Genomic DNA, 14333 nt, shown 5'->3' on the forward strand with positions numbered 1-14333 from the left:
CCCCCGACATCAAACGTGGTTAGACCCTTGGGACAAGCCCTGGGGGTGACGAACACTTTTGTCCTCTCATCCCACGAAAGGGTTCCCCCATGACCAGCCAGCATGCATTTCAGCAAGTCGACGTCTTCTCGGCAGAGCCGCTCAAGGGCAATCCTCTCGCCGTTGTTTGCGATGCGGATGATCTTACGGACGAGCAGATGGCAGCCTTTGCCAGTTGGACCAATCTGAGCGAAACAACATTTCTGTTGAAGCCTACATCGCCCGATGCGGATTACCGCGTGCGCATCTTCACGCCATACGAAGAATTGCCTTTTGCCGGTCATCCAACGCTTGGCACATGCCACGTCTGGCTGTCCCGCCAGCAGGGTACGGACAAGGCCGAAGTGGTGCAGGAGTGCGCGTTCGGCCTCGTTCGCATCAGAGTATCGGATGGCAAGCTTGCTTTCGCGGCCCCGCCCTTGCGCAAATCCGGTGCGGTGGATGCTGAAACGCTGTCAGAAGTTGCGGTGGCGCTCGAGCTGTCTCCAGACGCCATCGTCGATGCGAGCTGGACGGATAATGGTCCCGGCTGGGTTTCGCTGCTGTTGCGCTCACGGTCGGATGTCTTAAATATCAAGCCAAATTATGAGCGCCTTGGCGGGCTCAAGGTTGGCCTCGTCGGTCCCTGCGATGCAAATGACAACGTGGATTCGGATTTCGAGCTGAGAGCCTTTGCCGATGGTTACGAGGACCCGGTGACGGGCAGCCTGAATGCCGGCATCGCGCAATGGCTGATCGGTGCCGGAATTGCTCCGCAGAATTATATTGCCAGCCAGGGCACGGTTCTGGGGCGGGCAGGGCGCGTGAGCGTCGACAAGATTGGCGATGATATCTGGATTGGCGGTGCGGTGACTGTTTTGATCGAGGGGACTGTCACCCTGTAGTGGCGGGTTGAGGTCTTTCCGGCTCTGTCGGAAACCTGCCTGTCACATACATGTTATGGACATGTGTTTTAGCGGTGCCACCTCACAACAGGGACCGCACACATGAAAACCCTTCATTCAGCCTTCACCGCCATTGTTTCTCTTGGCATTCTGGCTGGCAGCGCCAACGCTGCCGATCTGGTTCTCTATACCAGCCAGCCAAACGAGGATGCGCAGGCAACCGTCGATGGTTTCAAGTCTGCCAATCCCGGTATCGACATTCAGTGGGTGCGGGATGGAACGCCGAAGATCATGGCAAAGCTGATGGCCGAGATCGAAGCGGGCAATCCTGTTGCCGATGTGCTGCTGATCGCAGACACGGTAACGCTGGAACGGATGAAGCAGAACAAGCAGCTGATGGCCTACAAGTCGCCGGAAGCAGCCAATTATGACGCTGCGCTTTATGATGCCGATGGCTTTTACTACTCCACCAAGCTCATCACGACAGGCATCATGTATAACACTCAGGGCTCGATGAAGCCTACGAGCTGGAAGGATCTGACAAAGCCTGAAGCAAAGGGCCTGGTGACGATGCCAAGCCCGCTGACATCCGGTGCAGCTCTCATCCACGCACAGACGCTGGCCGGCGTCAGCAGCCTCGGCTGGGACTACTACAAGGCGCTGAAAGAAAATGGCGCGATTGCCGCCGGTGGCAATGGTGCTGTCTTGAAGTCTGTCGCTTCGGGCGAGAAGGCCTATGGCGTGGTGGTGGACTACATGCCGATCCGCGAAAAGGCCAAGGGCGCTCCGGTCGAGTTCGTCTTCCCGGAAGAAGGTGTTTCTGCGGTGACCGAGCCGGTTGGTATTCTGGCCAGCACCAAGCACGCCGATGCCGCCAAGAAGTTCGTGGACTACGTGCTTTCCGTCAAGGGACAGGAAGGTTTCGTCAAGCTCGGTTACATTCCAGCCCGCAACGATATTGCGCTGCCTGAAGGTTTCCCTGCGCGCGACAAGATCAAGGTGCTGCCGATCAACGCTGCCGAGGCGCTGAAGAACTCGGAAAAGGATATCAAGACCTTCTCCGATATCTTTGAATCCAAGGGCTGATCTGCATTCATGCACATGCTCTCGAATTCAGGAAACAGTCAGCCTCGCTGGCTGTTTCCCTTCGTGGTTTCGGTTGTCTTTCTGCTCAGCGCGCTGCCGCTGGGGCGGCTTGCCTATACGGGCATCCTGTCGTCACTGAGAGGTGACGTCTGGTCTCTGCTGAACGATCCTGCGCTTTGGCAGGCGGTGCTCAACACGCTTTCCACCTCGTTTTTCGGAATGGTGATCTCGCTGCTGATCGGTGGCGGCTTCGCGCTGACGCTGACCCTTTGCGATATCAGGGGCAAATCCGTACTCAGCTTCTTGTTCATGCTGCCAATGATGATCCCGCCACAGGTGACAGCCCTGTCGTGGATCGGCATGACCGGCCCGTCCAGTACGCTGTTGAAGGCCATCGGCCTTGCGCCGCCCTTGGGGTCCCCGCAGCCGCTTTACTCGATTGCGGGCATCGCCCTTCTGTTTGGCGTCCAGCACGCGCCGCTGGTCTTCCTTTCACTGCGGTCCGGTCTTTTGGCGCTACCTCAGGATGGGATAGAGGCCGCAAAGCTTTCTGGAGCGTCCTCGTGGCAGGTGTTGAACCACATCATTGTGCCGCTGGCCATGCCGGGCCTGATTGCGGGTGCTGCCATCGCCTTCGTGTCCGGCGTCGGCAATTTCGGCATTCCCGCCATATTGGGCATTCCCGCGTCTATCTTTACTCTGCCCACGCTGATCTATAACCGCTTTTCCAGTTTCGGCAGCAGCACCTTTGGCGATATCGCCATGTTGTCCGGCATGATTGCCATCATCTCCGTCGTTGGTCTTGCCATACAGGAGCGGGCGATGAAGGGCCGGGACTATCGTATCATCGGTCTCTCGGGCAAGGCTGCGACGTTCAGGCTCGGAACCTGGCGATTGGTTGCGGAGCTTGCTCTGTGGATTGCGATATTCTTCATGCTGGTGGCACCGCTGACAGCGCTTGTCGTCAGCTCGCTTGCTCCGGCCTATGGCGTGCCGCTCAGCTTCAAGACCGCCACTCTGCACGCCTATGAGGAAATTCTGTTTCGACAGGCGGTGACGCGGACGGCGTTTGCCAATTCGCTGTTTCTTGCCACTGCAACATCTCTATGTCTCCTTGCGGTGACAATATTGACGGCCTATTTTCTGGTCCGGGGAAAAAGCCGTTTTATGTTCCTGCTATCGGCGCTGGTGGATATTCCTTATGCCTTGCCGGGCGTCGTCATTTCCGTGTCCTATGTCCTGCTTTTTGCGGCTCCCATTCCGCTGCTGGGTGTCACGCTTTACGGGACGCTCTGGATCATTTTGCTGGCCTATTTCTCCTCCTTTTTCGCCGTCAGCCTCAAGCCGATGGTCTCTGCCTTCACGCAGTTCGATCCCGCGCTGGAAGAGGCGGCACGTCTGGCCGGTGCCGGTTTCTGGCGCCGTATGTTCGATATCATCCTGCCGCTTGTCGGGCCTGCGGCAGGGGCGTCCGTCATCCTCGTCTTCCTCATTGCCTGCAATGAACTGACGGTATCAGCGCTGCTGTGGTCGGCTGGAACGCAGACGCTGGGCGTTGTCATTTATAATCTCGACGATAGCGGCAGCTTTGATCTTGCTTCCGCGCTTTCGGTGCTGGTGGTGGCAATGGTCGTCATCCTCATGCTGCTTCTGGAAGTGCTTGGACGAAAACTGCCAAAGGGAGTTGTGCCTTGGCGAAACTGATATTGAACCGGCTGTCCAAGAGCTTTGGCGCCGCAAAGCCCGCAGTCAACGATGTGTCCATGACCATACGCGAAGGCGGCTTTCTGGCGCTGCTCGGACCATCCGGTTGCGGCAAGACCACGGTCCTGCGCATGATTGCCGGTTTCGAGCAGCCCACGGATGGCGCAATCCTGCTGGGAGAGCGCGTGCTGGCTGATGCTGGCAGCATGGTGCCGCCGGAACGTCGCAACATGGCGATGGTCTTCCAGTCCTATGCGCTGTGGCCACACATGACTGTCGCCGACAATGCCGGATATCCCCTCAAGGTCCGTGGCATTTCCGGCGAGACCTACAGACGCAAGGTTGCCGACGCGCTTGCGACCGTGCGGCTGGAGGCTTATGCGGAGCGGCGTCCCTCAGAGCTTTCGGGCGGCCAAAGGCAGCGTGTGGCGCTTGCACGCTGCCTGGTGACGGAGCCGGACGTGGTGCTGCTGGACGAGCCTCTGGCCAATCTGGATCGGCATCTTCGCCAGGAGATGGAAGAAACGTTCCGCGAATTCCATGCGACATCGGGCGCGACCATGGTCTACGTTACCCATGACCAGGCCGAGGCCATGGCCTTGGCAACGGATGTTGCCGTCATGTCCGAAGGCAGGCTTCTGCAAATGGCTGCACCTGCCGAACTCTATGCCAGACCGGAGGGAAGGCTTGTCGGCGGGTTGGTGGGGCAGGGCGCCATTCTCTCCTTGCCCTGTTTTCAGGAGATGCCGCGTGCGATGGACTGGAGCCTTGTGCGCCCGATGATGGAAGGAGGTGCAGTCGATTCACCGCATGGTGACATCCTCGTGCGGCCGCAGGATGTGATCCATGACGCCGACGGCATCATGTGTCGCGTTTCGACCATTCTCTATGAGGGTGAACGATATTCCCTGCGTCTGGCTCTGCCTGACGGGCAAGTCCTGCGCGCCTATTGCCGCGAGCCTGCGCCTGTCGGCTCGCTTTATCCCGTGGCAATTCGCGCCGCCTGGCGGCTGTGACGCATCCTTGGCAATTGACTGGCGAAGTGGATAGTCTCGAAGACCAGACCAACCGGGAATGATTCATGTCGCTTCGGCTCGCCACCTTCAACATCGAAAACCTTATGACGCGTTTCGATTATACGGGTTTTCGCAACCAGACGCGACGTGACAGGGCCATGCAGCTCTATGATGTCAGGGACGAGGCGGCCTATCAGGCGCTGGAAAGTGCAAGGATGCTGGCCTTGACGGACGATACGCGCCAGCTGACGGCACTCGCAATTGCCGATGCCGACGCCGATATTCTCTGCCTTCAGGAGGTGGACAATATGGCGGCGCTGCAGGCCTTCGAATATGGCTATCTCTACCGCATGATGGGGAACGGCTATCGCCAGAAGTTCCTGATCGAGGGCAATGACAGCAGAGGCATCGATGTTGCCGTCGTCATGCGGGAGGAAACGCAGGACGGCGAGAAAATCGAGCTTGTGGACATTACAAGCCACGCTGCGGTTACCTACCGTTATCTTGGGCTTTTCACGCCAGAACTGGCGCTCAACAACCGCATCGACGACAAGATCTTCAAACGCGATTGTCTTGAGCTTGAGTTGCGCATCGGCGGAAAACCGCTGACGCTCTTCGTGACGCATCTTAAATCCATGACCAATGGCCGGGAAAATGGTGATGGCCGGATGGGCACGATGCCGGTTCGAAGGGCGGAGGTGCAGGCGATAAGGCGCATCATCGAGAACCGTTTCGGGGTCGAAGGCGCACGTTCAGCTTCCTTCGCAATTTGCGGCGATATGAACGATTACCAGGAGCGGGTCGTCATATCCGGCAATCGGCGCCTTGGTCACAGCTTCACACCCGTTACCCAGGAAACCAGCGCGCTTGATATTCTCAGCGAGGACGATTTTGCCGTAAACCCGGTTTTGCGGCGTGACGTGATGGACCGGTGGACGCTCTACCATTCGCGCGGGCCGCAGGAACAGCACCTGTGTCAGCTGGACTATATCTGGCTTTCAAAGAGGTTGGCGGAGATGAACGCCGAAAGCGTTCCCGACATCATCCGTGCTGGTCAGCCCTTCCGCACTCCTTTCCCTGCGGGTCAGGAGGTGGACCGCTATCCAAGAACGGGATGGGACCGGCCCAAGGCTTCCGATCATTGCCCCGTCGTCATGTCGCTCGATCTGCACTAGAGCAATACAGGTTCACGCACCTTGCCCGCTTGCCCGACATTGGAAAAGCCCCCGATATCAGCGGGGGCTTCGTATATTCGCGTGCCACTACAGATTTTCAGCCTCGGCCTGGCCTAAGTCCTTAATGCATGTTGAGGACATGGGCGTGGTTGCTTGCGATCAGGAATGATTCGCGTGCGGTTTCCAGGTCGCATTGGCCTGCAATTGCCTTCAGGCAGTTGCGTCTTGCAGCTTCATATTCTGGTCCGTGGTCTTCCGGCCAGCGGTACATCAGCATGTCCAGAGCGATCAGCGGACTGTAGATTTCCAGCGCAGGACAAAGCGGCAAATGTATCGCTACAGGCTTGATCCACTGGGCATGATGGCATGGTTGTGTGCGGTTGATAAGCATTGGGATCCTCCTTCCCAGTCTCCACCGCGCTAACAGCCCAATCACGCAGATGTTCCCGTTCACGAAAAAAGTGAACACATTAGGGGTTTCTTTTTTTCAAGATGAATGGAAGATGAACAAATAAATGAACCGAAGATGAACGAAAACACCACTCGGGCGTTAATCGCTCATGATGAAGGAGGTCCGATCATGTTCAACCTATCTGGAATTCAGGAAAGCTTTTTCGGTGAACGTATGGCCGGTGTGTGCCAGGCAATCACCTCTGCACTCGCATTCGAATCGGGTTTGGAAAAGTCCAGTATTCTGGCGACCGTAGAGAATGACGTGATCTATCTCGAGGGCACCGCCGATTCTGTCGAAGCAATCGACATCGCGATCAATCTTGCCTCATCGATCTCGAACTGCCGGATCCTCAGCCACATCGAGCCTTGCTATTAATGAAGTGAGGCGGTCGGGCGTTTCTCGCCCGGCCTTTGCAGTTAGTCGGCGTTGCCGATCTGCTTGCTGCGCACTGTCGCGCCGCTCTCTATGCCGAGTTCGCGCGTCTGACCGCCGTTTAGCTCCAGCACGTAACGAACAGCTCCTTTCGAGCTGATGATGTCTTCTGAATGCGGCACTGCATTGCGATGCACATGCGTGACGCGTCCGGCCTTCGAAATGAAGACCATATCCAGCGGGATGAGCGTGTTTCTCATCCACATCGTCACTTCCCGGTCCATCTTGAAATCAAACAGCATCCCGTGGTCGGCTGCCATTGACTTGCGGAACATCAGTCCCTGCTGTCTCTGGCCATCAGTCAACGCGAGTTCCGCCGTGAATGTGTGCGACTTTCCGTCGGCCGTCTCAATTGTGAGAGGCTCAGACGCGAACTTTTCCTGCGCGGAAACAGCTCCTGCAGAAGATGCCACAAGAACTGCGCAAAAAGCGGCCGTTTTGCAAGCCGTGGCCAGTGCAGACGCTACACTCATCAATGCGACATACCGATCGGGGCTGGATTGTCCGGGTGGATTTCCGCTGCCATCAATCCCTTGTCGCCATCCCCGAAACGAACGAGAACAACCTGACCCGGGCGCAATTCGGCGAGGCCGAAGCGGCGAAGCGTTTCCATGTGGATGAAGATGTCTTCCGTGCCTTCGCCGCGTGTCAAAAAGCCGAAACCCTTGGTGCGGTTGAACCACTTGACGATGGCGCGCTCCAAGCCGCTGGATGGCGTAACCTGGACATGGGTGCGAACGGGAGGCAGTTGTGACGGGTGAACCGCAGTGGACTGGTCCATCGAAAGAATGCGGAAGGTCTGGTATCCACGATCGCGGCGCTGGACCAGCGCAACAATGCGGGTTCCTTCAAGAATTGTCTGATAACCATCGCGGCGCAGGCAAGAAACGTGTAGAAGGACATCCTGCATACCGTTATCCGGTACGATAAAGCCGAAACCCTTGGCAACGTCGAACCATTTCACGACACCGGTGATCTCAACGAGATCGACCGCTTCGCTAGAAAGGTCTTCAAAATCGGCTACATTCTTAGACGACATCCTATCAGCCATTTCCGCCCAGCCCCTCTACGCACTTACCATTACCGGTCAACTGATTCCCTGGAATTAGATTAACATCTTGGTAACGGTTTCGCGCAAGCCCTAGTTTCTGATTTATCCACCTGCTTTTATGTCTTTGGGCTTGCTCAAGGCTGACTTGCCTGACGTAACGGCAGGAATAATACAATGAGGAGAAGTAAATGCGTTATCTGCACACGATGGTCCGTGTAAAAGACCTTGAAAAATCACTGGAATTCTATGTCAACATGTTCGGACTTCAGGAAGTTCGCCGTATAGAAAACGAGAAGGGTCGCTTTACCCTCGTGTTTCTTGCGGCAGCCGAGGATGTCGCGACTGCACAGGAGCACAAGGCCCCGCTTCTGGAGCTGACCTACAATTGGGACAGCGAAGATTATGCTGGCGGACGCAATTTCGGCCATCTGGCCTATGAGGTCGACGATATCTACGAAATCTGCGCAAAATTGCAGGCGGCGGGCGTGACGATCAATCGGCCCCCACGCGACGGCCACATGGCCTTCGTCCGCTCTCCGGATGGCATTTCCATCGAGATATTGCAGAAAGGCGCAAGCCTTGCACCAGCCGAACCATGGATATCCATGGAGAATACCGGCTCCTGGTGAGATGATTCCTTTTTTGAGGTGATATCTCTCCGCTCTCCTGTGTTGCCCGATGACCGGTCTCGTTGTCGAGATCTGTCATCGGTCCAATAGACGCCGGGGACGGGCCGAACGTGTCGAAAAGCGCCTGCGGAGGCTTTGCCTTGAAACTTGTCACCCGTTCATCGTCACATGCGTCAGCACGCTGTCTTGCCGCTGTGTTTATGCTGGCGCTATCAGGCTGCGTGACCGCAGGTTCCGACAAGACACTTTCGCAGGCCCAACCCGCTGCCACACCGGCGGTCGATGCCTCGGCGGCGCAGGTTGCAAGCGCCGATCAAGCGCCCGCGATGGCAAGAAACCCGAATGGCGGCTATGTCGACCCGGCCTTGGTGTCGGCGTCGTCGAGACAGACTGCCCCCCACGCCTCTGCTGTGCCAGGCCAGCCACAGCCGCCGTCCGCCTATGGTCAGGAAGCGCAGATATCAGGTCTGGTTACCCAGCCCACCGGCATTTCTGCCAGCTCACTCAGCATTTACGCCAATTCCCAACCCAATGCGGTGGCTATAAAACCCGATGGCGTTCCGGCGGACCCGGCTGCCAGTGCGGGCGCTAACGCCTATGCGCCTGCAGCCAAAATTTCTCCGGCACTCAACAGCGTCTATTCCGCGCCTGCGGCGGGCCAGCCAAGGCCGGTTTTGCCGCCTGAGGCGCAGACATCGCAGCAGCATTCCATGTACTCGTCGCCGAACTCTCCTGCCGATGCCGGTCAGGCACTGGCGGCGCAACCGGTAAAGCAGGGCCAGCCGCAGCCGGGGGGAGAGGGCTCTGTCCCTGTTGCAGCTTTCGTTGCCGGTGCCGTCAAGAAGCGTGGGGCTGGCGCTTCCACGGGTCTGACGCAGATGGCCGCCTTGCCGCTGACGGCAAACCGCAATGCCGCTCACGTCGGCTCCAATGGTCGGATGAGCATGACCGACGAGTTCGATGACAGCGAAGGCGACAAGCCAGCCGGTCTGATGAAGCTGGCGTCGCTCTCCGGTCTCAGCCGGGTCGCGCCAAACGGATTGCTGCTTCAGACGGAGAATGTAAATGTCGGCTGTTTCAAGCCGGAAATGATCAGGCGGATAAAGGAAGTCGAAGCGCATTACGGGCGCCGAGCGATGGTCACCTCAGGCTATAGACCGCCCAAGGCAACGACGCAGGGTTCCAAACACTACACATGCGATGCCGCAGATATTCAGGTCAGCGGTGTATCGAAGTGGGAGCTTGCCAGCTATCTGCGCTCGCTGCCTGATCGGGGTGGCGTGGGCACCTATTGCCACACCGAATCTGTCCACATGGATATTGGCGAACCGAGAGACTGGAACTGGCGATGCCGCCGGACATCGAGCAGTCTTTAAGCGCGTTCGTGCGACGCCTGGTCATGTGAGCATCCAGCACTCTTGGGCTCGCCGTGGCAGGCACTCTCCAACCTCAATTCGCCCGATAGACTTTTCCCCTGCCAGAGGCTGAAGCCGCCGCAAAAATGTGGGTTTCGAAAGGGTGGAGGAGGGGTCTCATCTGCACCCCACCTTTTCTCGTCAAGCCAGACCGAAGCACATGCCCGCCGGCGTCAGACGTTTATGGCGTCGTCTGGTTTTGCGCGGGCGCATCGGGTGCCGGCGTTGAAGGTGCGGGCGCTGGCGTTGAGGGCTGTGTCGATGTTGCTGGCGGCGGGCTGGCGGGTGACGAGGTCGTCCCGGTTGGACTTGTGCCGCCCATAAAATACGCCACCGCCGAAAGAATGACGATCGCTGCAATGACGATGATGACAGTACGGTTGTTCATGTGTGCTCCTCCCAGAGTGACATCAATGCCGACATCGGCATTGGTATCAGCACACAAAAATGTGTTTTCAGCGTGATCTCGCCGTGCGACGCAGATTTCATCGCGATGGGCGATCCATCCGGCGTGGGGCAGTGGCGCGCCGATAGGCGACTAGGATAGACATGTCTACGGTAATCTCAGGCTTTGGCGATAGGCTTCGGCTTGCCCTCGTCATCCATGGCTACCATGATAAATGTGCCTGCGGTTACTTTTTCCAGCGCATCGTAGCGCGACCGCTGCGCCCATGCTTCAACCGTAAGCGTGATGGATGTGCGGCCCACACGCGCAATATCGGTGTAGATGGACAGCGTGTCGCCGATTTTCACGGGCAGATCGAATGCCATTTCCTTGACCGCTGCCGTTACCACGCGACAGCGTGCGCGTTCTGCTGCGCGAATCCCACTTGCCAAGTCCATCTGTGACATGACCCAACCACCAAAGATATCTCCGGCGGGATTGGCATCCGCAGGCATGGCCAGCGTGCGAAGTGTCAGTTCACCGGTTGGTTTGATCTGGTCTGGCATTGTGGCTCCCATAAAGGCGTGAAAACTTCGAGAAACTATTTCTTTTTAAGAAATTGCTGCGTCGCGTAAAGCGCAATGGCGGCTGCGTTGGAGACGTTGAGTGATTTTATCTCTCCCGGCATGTCCAGCCTTGCCAATGCTGTGACGGTCTCGCGGGTCTTCTGCCGCAATCCCTTGCCTTCAGCCCCCAGAACGAGCGCAATCTTCTCACCCGAAAAGGTCTGCTCGATCGGCGCAGGTCCCTCGGAATCGAGCCCGATGGACGTAAAGCCCAGCTTGTGCAACTCACCAAGCGCATCTGCCAGATTGGTGATCTGGATATAGGGAATCATTTCCAGCGCGCCCGAGGCGGACTTGGCCAGCACGCCGGATTCTGTCGGGCTGTGGCGCATGGTCGTGATCAGGGCACCCGCATTAAACGCCACCGCAGACCGCATCACGGCGCCGACATTGTGCGGATCTGTCACCTGATCCAGCACCAGGATGAGAGGGCTGTCTTTCAGTGCAGACAATTTGCGCACCGGAAGCGGCTTTGTTTCCAGCATGACGCCCTGATGGATGGCATCCGGACCCAGGACCTTGTCGATATCCTGCGGCGAAAGCATCTCGACAGGGAAAGGCTGTTCTTCGGCCGTGCCGATTTCCAGGCGTGAAAGCGCATTCATCGTCACGGACAGCTTGACGATCTGCCGCTCCTTGTTGGCCAGCGCTGCGCGTACGGTATGCAAACCATAGAGGTGCACCTGATCCGGCGCGAGTTGCGGCGGCTTCCAGTCGTCGGCGGCTTTCGGCTTGCGCTTCTGAAAGGCGGGGGTCGGGATTTCACCACGCTCCCGCTTGGCATCGCGCACAGCGCGGCGCAGCGTTGCATAGTGAGTATCGCGGGTGGATTTTTCGTTCTGATCGTCTTTGCTCATGGGGCCTTATATCTTCCGCGTAGGTTTAGCACCAGTACCCCGGTCCAAAGCTGAGCTGAACAGGAGCAGTTTTTTGATCTGGTCCTGTGTAAGGCCGGGAACAGATGTTGCGGCGCATGGACGTAATCCACAGGCCTATGACTCTGTTCAAATTTTTCACATAATTTCGTCATACATCGTGTTGACAGAAGCGGCGAGGGCAGTCATATACGCGGCCACAGACGACGAAACGGCAACGCTCCGGGACGGACATCTGGTTAAGCTTGGTTGCTTGATCCTCGCAGAATACTGGAGGAATGCCCGAGTGGTTAAAGGGGACGGACTGTAAATCCGTTGGCTCAGCCTACGTTGGTTCAAATCCAACTTCCTCCACCATTCTGCACGGATCAGACCAGCGCCGCGGGTATAGCTCAATGGTAGAGCAGCAGCCTTCCAAGCTGAATACGCGGGTTCGATTCCCGCTACCCGCTCCAAAATTTCACTTCCAAAACACTCACGCTTCCAAACTGATTACCATCGCATGTTTCCGCATTCATGGCGGCTCATGCAGTCGGCGGCTGTATAAATTTGGGACGGTGCCTGTGCCGTCTCAGGATAGTTGCAGTGATATTTTGGTGTGTTTTGATATTATCATAACCTGTGATAGAAGGTCGCAGATTAATTTAAGCAATTAGAATAACTAGATATTTTCAAATCTCTCTGCTTTATGTAGTCTCTTGCAAACTTCTACTCGGCAAAAATCATGTCAGGATTGGCTATGCCTGAAAATGCGCGCCTTCAACGCTACGTTGCCATGAATCTGGGCGGATTTTATGCCTGGGACGTAGTGCAAAATCTGTTTTGGGCGGACGAGGTATTCGGTCGCATCATGGGCTTTTCCATCGATGAATTGAACGGCGGGCTGCCCGCTGAAAGCATGATGGAGCGGATACACGAAGACGACAGGCCCTATGTGGTGGAGGGCATTCAGGATTCCGTTCTGTCTGGGCAATCCTTCGAAATGGTCTACCGCGTTCGGCGAGGCGAGAGTTTCGTCAAGGTGACTGAAGTCGGCAAATGCTACCGATATATCGATGGTGTTGCGACGCTGTTCTCAGGCGTTGTTTTTGAAAGCTGCCCGCACGGCGGAGAGCCTGTTCCATCGAACCTCAACGCGCCTCACGCGGTTGATTGAGCGTTATCCCAATCCGTAGAAGAAAAATCCGAAATAGAATTGCCCAATGAGGGCCGCGAGCGCCAATGCCCCGATGGTCGCGCCAAGCTTTACGCGCCTTGAACGGCGAGTTCTTCCACCAGACCAATCGTAAGCCATTGTTCAGATTGCCTCTGTAGTTATTTCTTATATCTAAATTAGTGACTCTTTTAGCTTGCGCGAGGCTTACGGCAATCGTCATTTCGAACCGGCAATTTCTTTGAGTTGCCGCTTGCGCCCTGGTTCCCTTTTGTCGAAGAGAATCAATGCGGTGAATTATGCGCATGAAAAAAGCCCCGAGGTTTTCCCCGGGGCTTGGTGGTATTGGCAGTGTTTTTAGGTCAGCCGAAATAGGGCTGGATATATGGCCAGACCTCGAGGAAGCCGTGGTAGAGCATGTTTGCCGCGACATAGACGATAACGAGCAGGCCGATATAGGAAATCCAGCGGTAGCGATGCAGCAGCTTGGCAACGAAGTTGGCCGCAAGACCCATCAGCGCAATCGAGAAGACGAGGCCGATGATGAGCACCGTGACATGGTCCTGCGCGGCGCCAGCGACGGCAAGAACATTGTCCAGCGACATGGAAACATCGGCAATGACGATCTGGGTGGCGGCCTGGAAGAACGTCTTCTGGCCCTTGGTCAGATCGGCATTCTCGTCTTCGACCTCATCCATGGAGCCATTTTGCTCACGCAATTCTGTCCACATCTTCCAGCAGACCCATGCCAGAAGAAGGCCGCCGAAAAGCTGAAGGCCAACAATGGCCAGGAGCTGCACCGTGAGGGCCGCAAAGGCGATACGCAGAACTGTTGCAGCGATGATGCCGACAAGGATGGCTTTGCGACGCAGTTCTGCGGGCAGGCCCGCAGCGGCAAGGCCGATAACGATAGCGTTATCACCCGCGAGCACGAGATCTATTGCTATGACCTGAAGAAATGCCGTAAAACCGGCGGCGGTAAAAATTTCCATGGCAGATCCTGAAGGGACAAGAATTGGTGCCGTGGGAGAGAGCGGCTTAAAGGCGAGCATTATCATACGGGCATTGGTGCGCCGTTCGCCGGTCTCCTGCCGGCAGTGGACCCGCAATATGCCATTAATCATGTACTCGTAAAGAGCGTGCGGCCGATTATCCCATATATTGAAAGCCGTGTGTGCGTTGACACTCCGAATTATCGGCACCATATGGTGGCTATCGTGTCGCTTTTGGCTGCGCAACGGGCGCGGCGACAATTAAGTCTTGCGCATTCGCTTGCAAAGCCTTAAACGGCGACACCAAACCGGTTCGCCGGGAAAACTACTTCACGTTCACAGGAAGCAATTCACATGGCAAAGAGCAAGTTTGAGCGCAACAAGCCGCACGTCAACATTGGCACGATCGGTCACGTT

16 protein-coding genes, 2 tRNA genes and 1 pseudogene are annotated in these 14333 nt (G+C 56.8%); 12 read left to right on the top strand and 7 right to left on the bottom strand.

Translation table 11 applies throughout. The features are described 5' to 3' along the window. Positions 1–89 precede the first annotated feature (89 nt). The 5 genes from ASF69_RS04025 (at position 90) to ASF69_RS04045 (ending at position 5904) form a co-directional block, all read left to right on the top strand. A complete protein-coding gene (locus ASF69_RS04025) occupies positions 90–923 on the top strand; it encodes a PhzF family phenazine biosynthesis protein (protein ID WP_062585477.1) in 834 nt (277 codons plus the stop codon). Positions 924–1025: 102 nt separating this feature from the next. Continuing rightward, positions 1026–2009, top strand: a complete 984-nt coding sequence (locus tag ASF69_RS04030; protein WP_062585478.1) for an ABC transporter substrate-binding protein — start codon at positions 1026–1028, stop codon at positions 2007–2009. Between the two features lie 9 nt (positions 2010–2018). Continuing rightward, on the top strand, positions 2019–3713 hold the full coding sequence (locus tag ASF69_RS04035) for an iron ABC transporter permease (protein WP_062585480.1): 1695 nt from the start codon (positions 2019–2021) through the stop codon (positions 3711–3713). Next, positions 3701–4729: an ABC transporter ATP-binding protein gene (locus tag ASF69_RS04040; RefSeq protein ID WP_062585481.1), complete on the top strand. Its 1029-nt coding sequence runs from the start codon at positions 3701–3703 to the stop codon at positions 4727–4729. The genes ASF69_RS04035 and ASF69_RS04040 overlap by 13 nt, the downstream gene beginning before the upstream one ends. A gap of 65 nt (positions 4730–4794) precedes the next feature. Then, complete coding sequence (locus ASF69_RS04045; RefSeq protein WP_062585483.1) at positions 4795–5904, top strand: endonuclease/exonuclease/phosphatase family protein; 1110 nt, start codon at positions 4795–4797, stop codon at positions 5902–5904. 121 nt (positions 5905–6025) lie between these two features. Here the strand turns inward: ASF69_RS04045 and ASF69_RS04050 are convergent, their stop codons facing one another. Further along, positions 6026–6295 (bottom strand): DUF982 domain-containing protein, encoded by a 270-nt coding sequence (locus ASF69_RS04050; RefSeq protein WP_062585485.1) that lies wholly within the window; start codon positions 6293–6295, stop codon positions 6026–6028. Positions 6296–6484: 189 nt separating this feature from the next. On the opposite strand from ASF69_RS04050, the gene ASF69_RS04055 reads away from it, so the two are divergent. Next, positions 6485–6733 (top strand): BON domain-containing protein, encoded by a 249-nt coding sequence (locus ASF69_RS04055; protein WP_062585687.1) that lies wholly within the window; start codon positions 6485–6487, stop codon positions 6731–6733. A 41-nt stretch (positions 6734–6774) separates the two neighbouring features. Here ASF69_RS04055 and ASF69_RS04060 read toward each other — a convergent pair whose 3' ends face one another. Both ASF69_RS04060 and ASF69_RS04065 read right to left on the bottom strand, forming a co-directional pair. Further along, complete coding sequence (locus ASF69_RS04060) at positions 6775–7263, bottom strand: DUF192 domain-containing protein (protein WP_062585487.1); 489 nt, start codon at positions 7261–7263, stop codon at positions 6775–6777. Next, positions 7263–7841: a cold-shock protein gene (locus tag ASF69_RS04065; RefSeq protein WP_062585488.1), complete on the bottom strand. Its 579-nt coding sequence runs from the start codon at positions 7839–7841 to the stop codon at positions 7263–7265. The genes ASF69_RS04060 and ASF69_RS04065 overlap by 1 nt, the downstream gene beginning before the upstream one ends. Positions 7842–8029: 188 nt before the next feature. Here ASF69_RS04065 and gloA point away from each other — a divergent pair, with 188 nt between their 5' ends. Together gloA and ASF69_RS04075 are read left to right on the top strand one after the other, a co-directional pair. Beyond that, the gene (gene gloA, locus ASF69_RS04070) at positions 8030–8470 is read left to right on the top strand and encodes a lactoylglutathione lyase (protein WP_062585490.1); all 441 of its coding nucleotides are present in this window, start codon (positions 8030–8032) and stop codon (positions 8468–8470) included. Between the two features lie 200 nt (positions 8471–8670). Then, positions 8671–9846 (top strand): D-Ala-D-Ala carboxypeptidase family metallohydrolase, encoded by a 1176-nt coding sequence (locus ASF69_RS04075; protein ID WP_082469612.1) that lies wholly within the window; start codon positions 8671–8673, stop codon positions 9844–9846. Positions 9847–10066: 220 nt separating this feature from the next. Here the strand turns inward: ASF69_RS04075 and ASF69_RS04080 are convergent, their stop codons facing one another. From ASF69_RS04080 to ASF69_RS04090, 3 genes are all read right to left on the bottom strand, one after another. After that, positions 10067–10273 carry a hypothetical protein gene (locus ASF69_RS04080; protein WP_082469623.1) on the bottom strand — a complete coding sequence of 69 codons (207 nt, stop codon included), beginning with the start codon at positions 10271–10273 and terminating at the stop codon, positions 10067–10069. A gap of 176 nt (positions 10274–10449) precedes the next feature. Further along, a complete protein-coding gene (locus ASF69_RS04085; RefSeq protein ID WP_062585495.1) occupies positions 10450–10836 on the bottom strand; it encodes an acyl-CoA thioesterase in 387 nt (128 codons plus the stop codon). Positions 10837–10871: 35 nt separating this feature from the next. Beyond that, positions 10872–11753 carry an RNA methyltransferase gene (locus ASF69_RS04090; RefSeq protein ID WP_062585497.1) on the bottom strand — a complete coding sequence of 294 codons (882 nt, stop codon included), beginning with the start codon at positions 11751–11753 and terminating at the stop codon, positions 10872–10874. A 290-nt stretch (positions 11754–12043) separates the two neighbouring features. Here ASF69_RS04090 and ASF69_RS04095 point away from each other — a divergent pair. The 3 genes from ASF69_RS04095 (at position 12044) to ASF69_RS04105 (ending at position 12927) form a co-directional block, all read left to right on the top strand. Further along, a tRNA-Tyr gene (locus ASF69_RS04095) sits at positions 12044–12128 on the top strand. 24 nt (positions 12129–12152) lie between these two features. After that, positions 12153–12226 (top strand) — tRNA-Gly (locus ASF69_RS04100). A 284-nt stretch (positions 12227–12510) separates the two neighbouring features. After that, positions 12511–12927, top strand: coding sequence for a PAS domain-containing protein (locus ASF69_RS04105; RefSeq protein WP_062585499.1), 417 nt, complete (start codon positions 12511–12513; stop codon positions 12925–12927). A gap of 359 nt (positions 12928–13286) precedes the next feature. Here the strand turns inward: ASF69_RS04105 and ASF69_RS04110 are convergent, their stop codons facing one another. After that, positions 13287–13916 (bottom strand): TerC family protein, encoded by a 630-nt coding sequence (locus ASF69_RS04110; RefSeq protein WP_062585500.1) that lies wholly within the window; start codon positions 13914–13916, stop codon positions 13287–13289. A gap of 354 nt (positions 13917–14270) precedes the next feature. Between ASF69_RS04110 and ASF69_RS23320 the strand changes: the two are divergent. Then, positions 14271–14333 (top strand): annotated as a pseudogene (locus ASF69_RS23320) (elongation factor Tu); the annotation flags it as partial.

It is taken from the genome of Rhizobium sp. Leaf311, from assembly GCF_001423445.1.
Lineage (GTDB): Bacteria > Pseudomonadota > Alphaproteobacteria > Rhizobiales > Rhizobiaceae > Agrobacterium.

Excerpts from the sequence above, each read along its gene's own strand:
- ASF69_RS04055 (WP_062585687.1), top strand. The coding sequence starts at position 6,485 with ATGTTCAACCTATCTGGAATTCAGGAAAGCTTTTTCGGTGAACGTATG.
- ASF69_RS04060 (WP_062585487.1), bottom strand. The coding sequence starts at position 7,263 with ATGAGTGTAGCGTCTGCACTGGCCACGGCTTGCAAAACGGCCGCTTTT.
- ASF69_RS04025 (WP_062585477.1), top strand. The coding sequence starts at position 90 with ATGACCAGCCAGCATGCATTTCAGCAAGTCGACGTCTTCTCGGCAGAG.
- ASF69_RS04050 (WP_062585485.1), bottom strand. The coding sequence starts at position 6,295 with ATGCTTATCAACCGCACACAACCATGCCATCATGCCCAGTGGATCAAG.
- ASF69_RS04030 (WP_062585478.1), top strand. The coding sequence starts at position 1,026 with ATGAAAACCCTTCATTCAGCCTTCACCGCCATTGTTTCTCTTGGCATT.
- ASF69_RS04065 (WP_062585488.1), bottom strand. The coding sequence starts at position 7,841 with ATGGCTGATAGGATGTCGTCTAAGAATGTAGCCGATTTTGAAGACCTT.
- ASF69_RS04035 (WP_062585480.1), top strand. The coding sequence starts at position 2,019 with ATGCACATGCTCTCGAATTCAGGAAACAGTCAGCCTCGCTGGCTGTTT.
- gloA (WP_062585490.1), top strand. The coding sequence starts at position 8,030 with ATGCGTTATCTGCACACGATGGTCCGTGTAAAAGACCTTGAAAAATCA.
- ASF69_RS04105 (WP_062585499.1), top strand. The coding sequence starts at position 12,511 with ATGCCTGAAAATGCGCGCCTTCAACGCTACGTTGCCATGAATCTGGGC.
- ASF69_RS04075 (WP_082469612.1), top strand. The coding sequence starts at position 8,671 with ATGCTGGCGCTATCAGGCTGCGTGACCGCAGGTTCCGACAAGACACTT.
- ASF69_RS04110 (WP_062585500.1), bottom strand. The coding sequence starts at position 13,916 with ATGGAAATTTTTACCGCCGCCGGTTTTACGGCATTTCTTCAGGTCATA.
- ASF69_RS04090 (WP_062585497.1), bottom strand. The coding sequence starts at position 11,753 with ATGAGCAAAGACGATCAGAACGAAAAATCCACCCGCGATACTCACTAT.
- ASF69_RS04080 (WP_082469623.1), bottom strand. The coding sequence starts at position 10,273 with ATGAACAACCGTACTGTCATCATCGTCATTGCAGCGATCGTCATTCTT.
- ASF69_RS04045 (WP_062585483.1), top strand. The coding sequence starts at position 4,795 with ATGTCGCTTCGGCTCGCCACCTTCAACATCGAAAACCTTATGACGCGT.
- ASF69_RS04085 (WP_062585495.1), bottom strand. The coding sequence starts at position 10,836 with ATGCCAGACCAGATCAAACCAACCGGTGAACTGACACTTCGCACGCTG.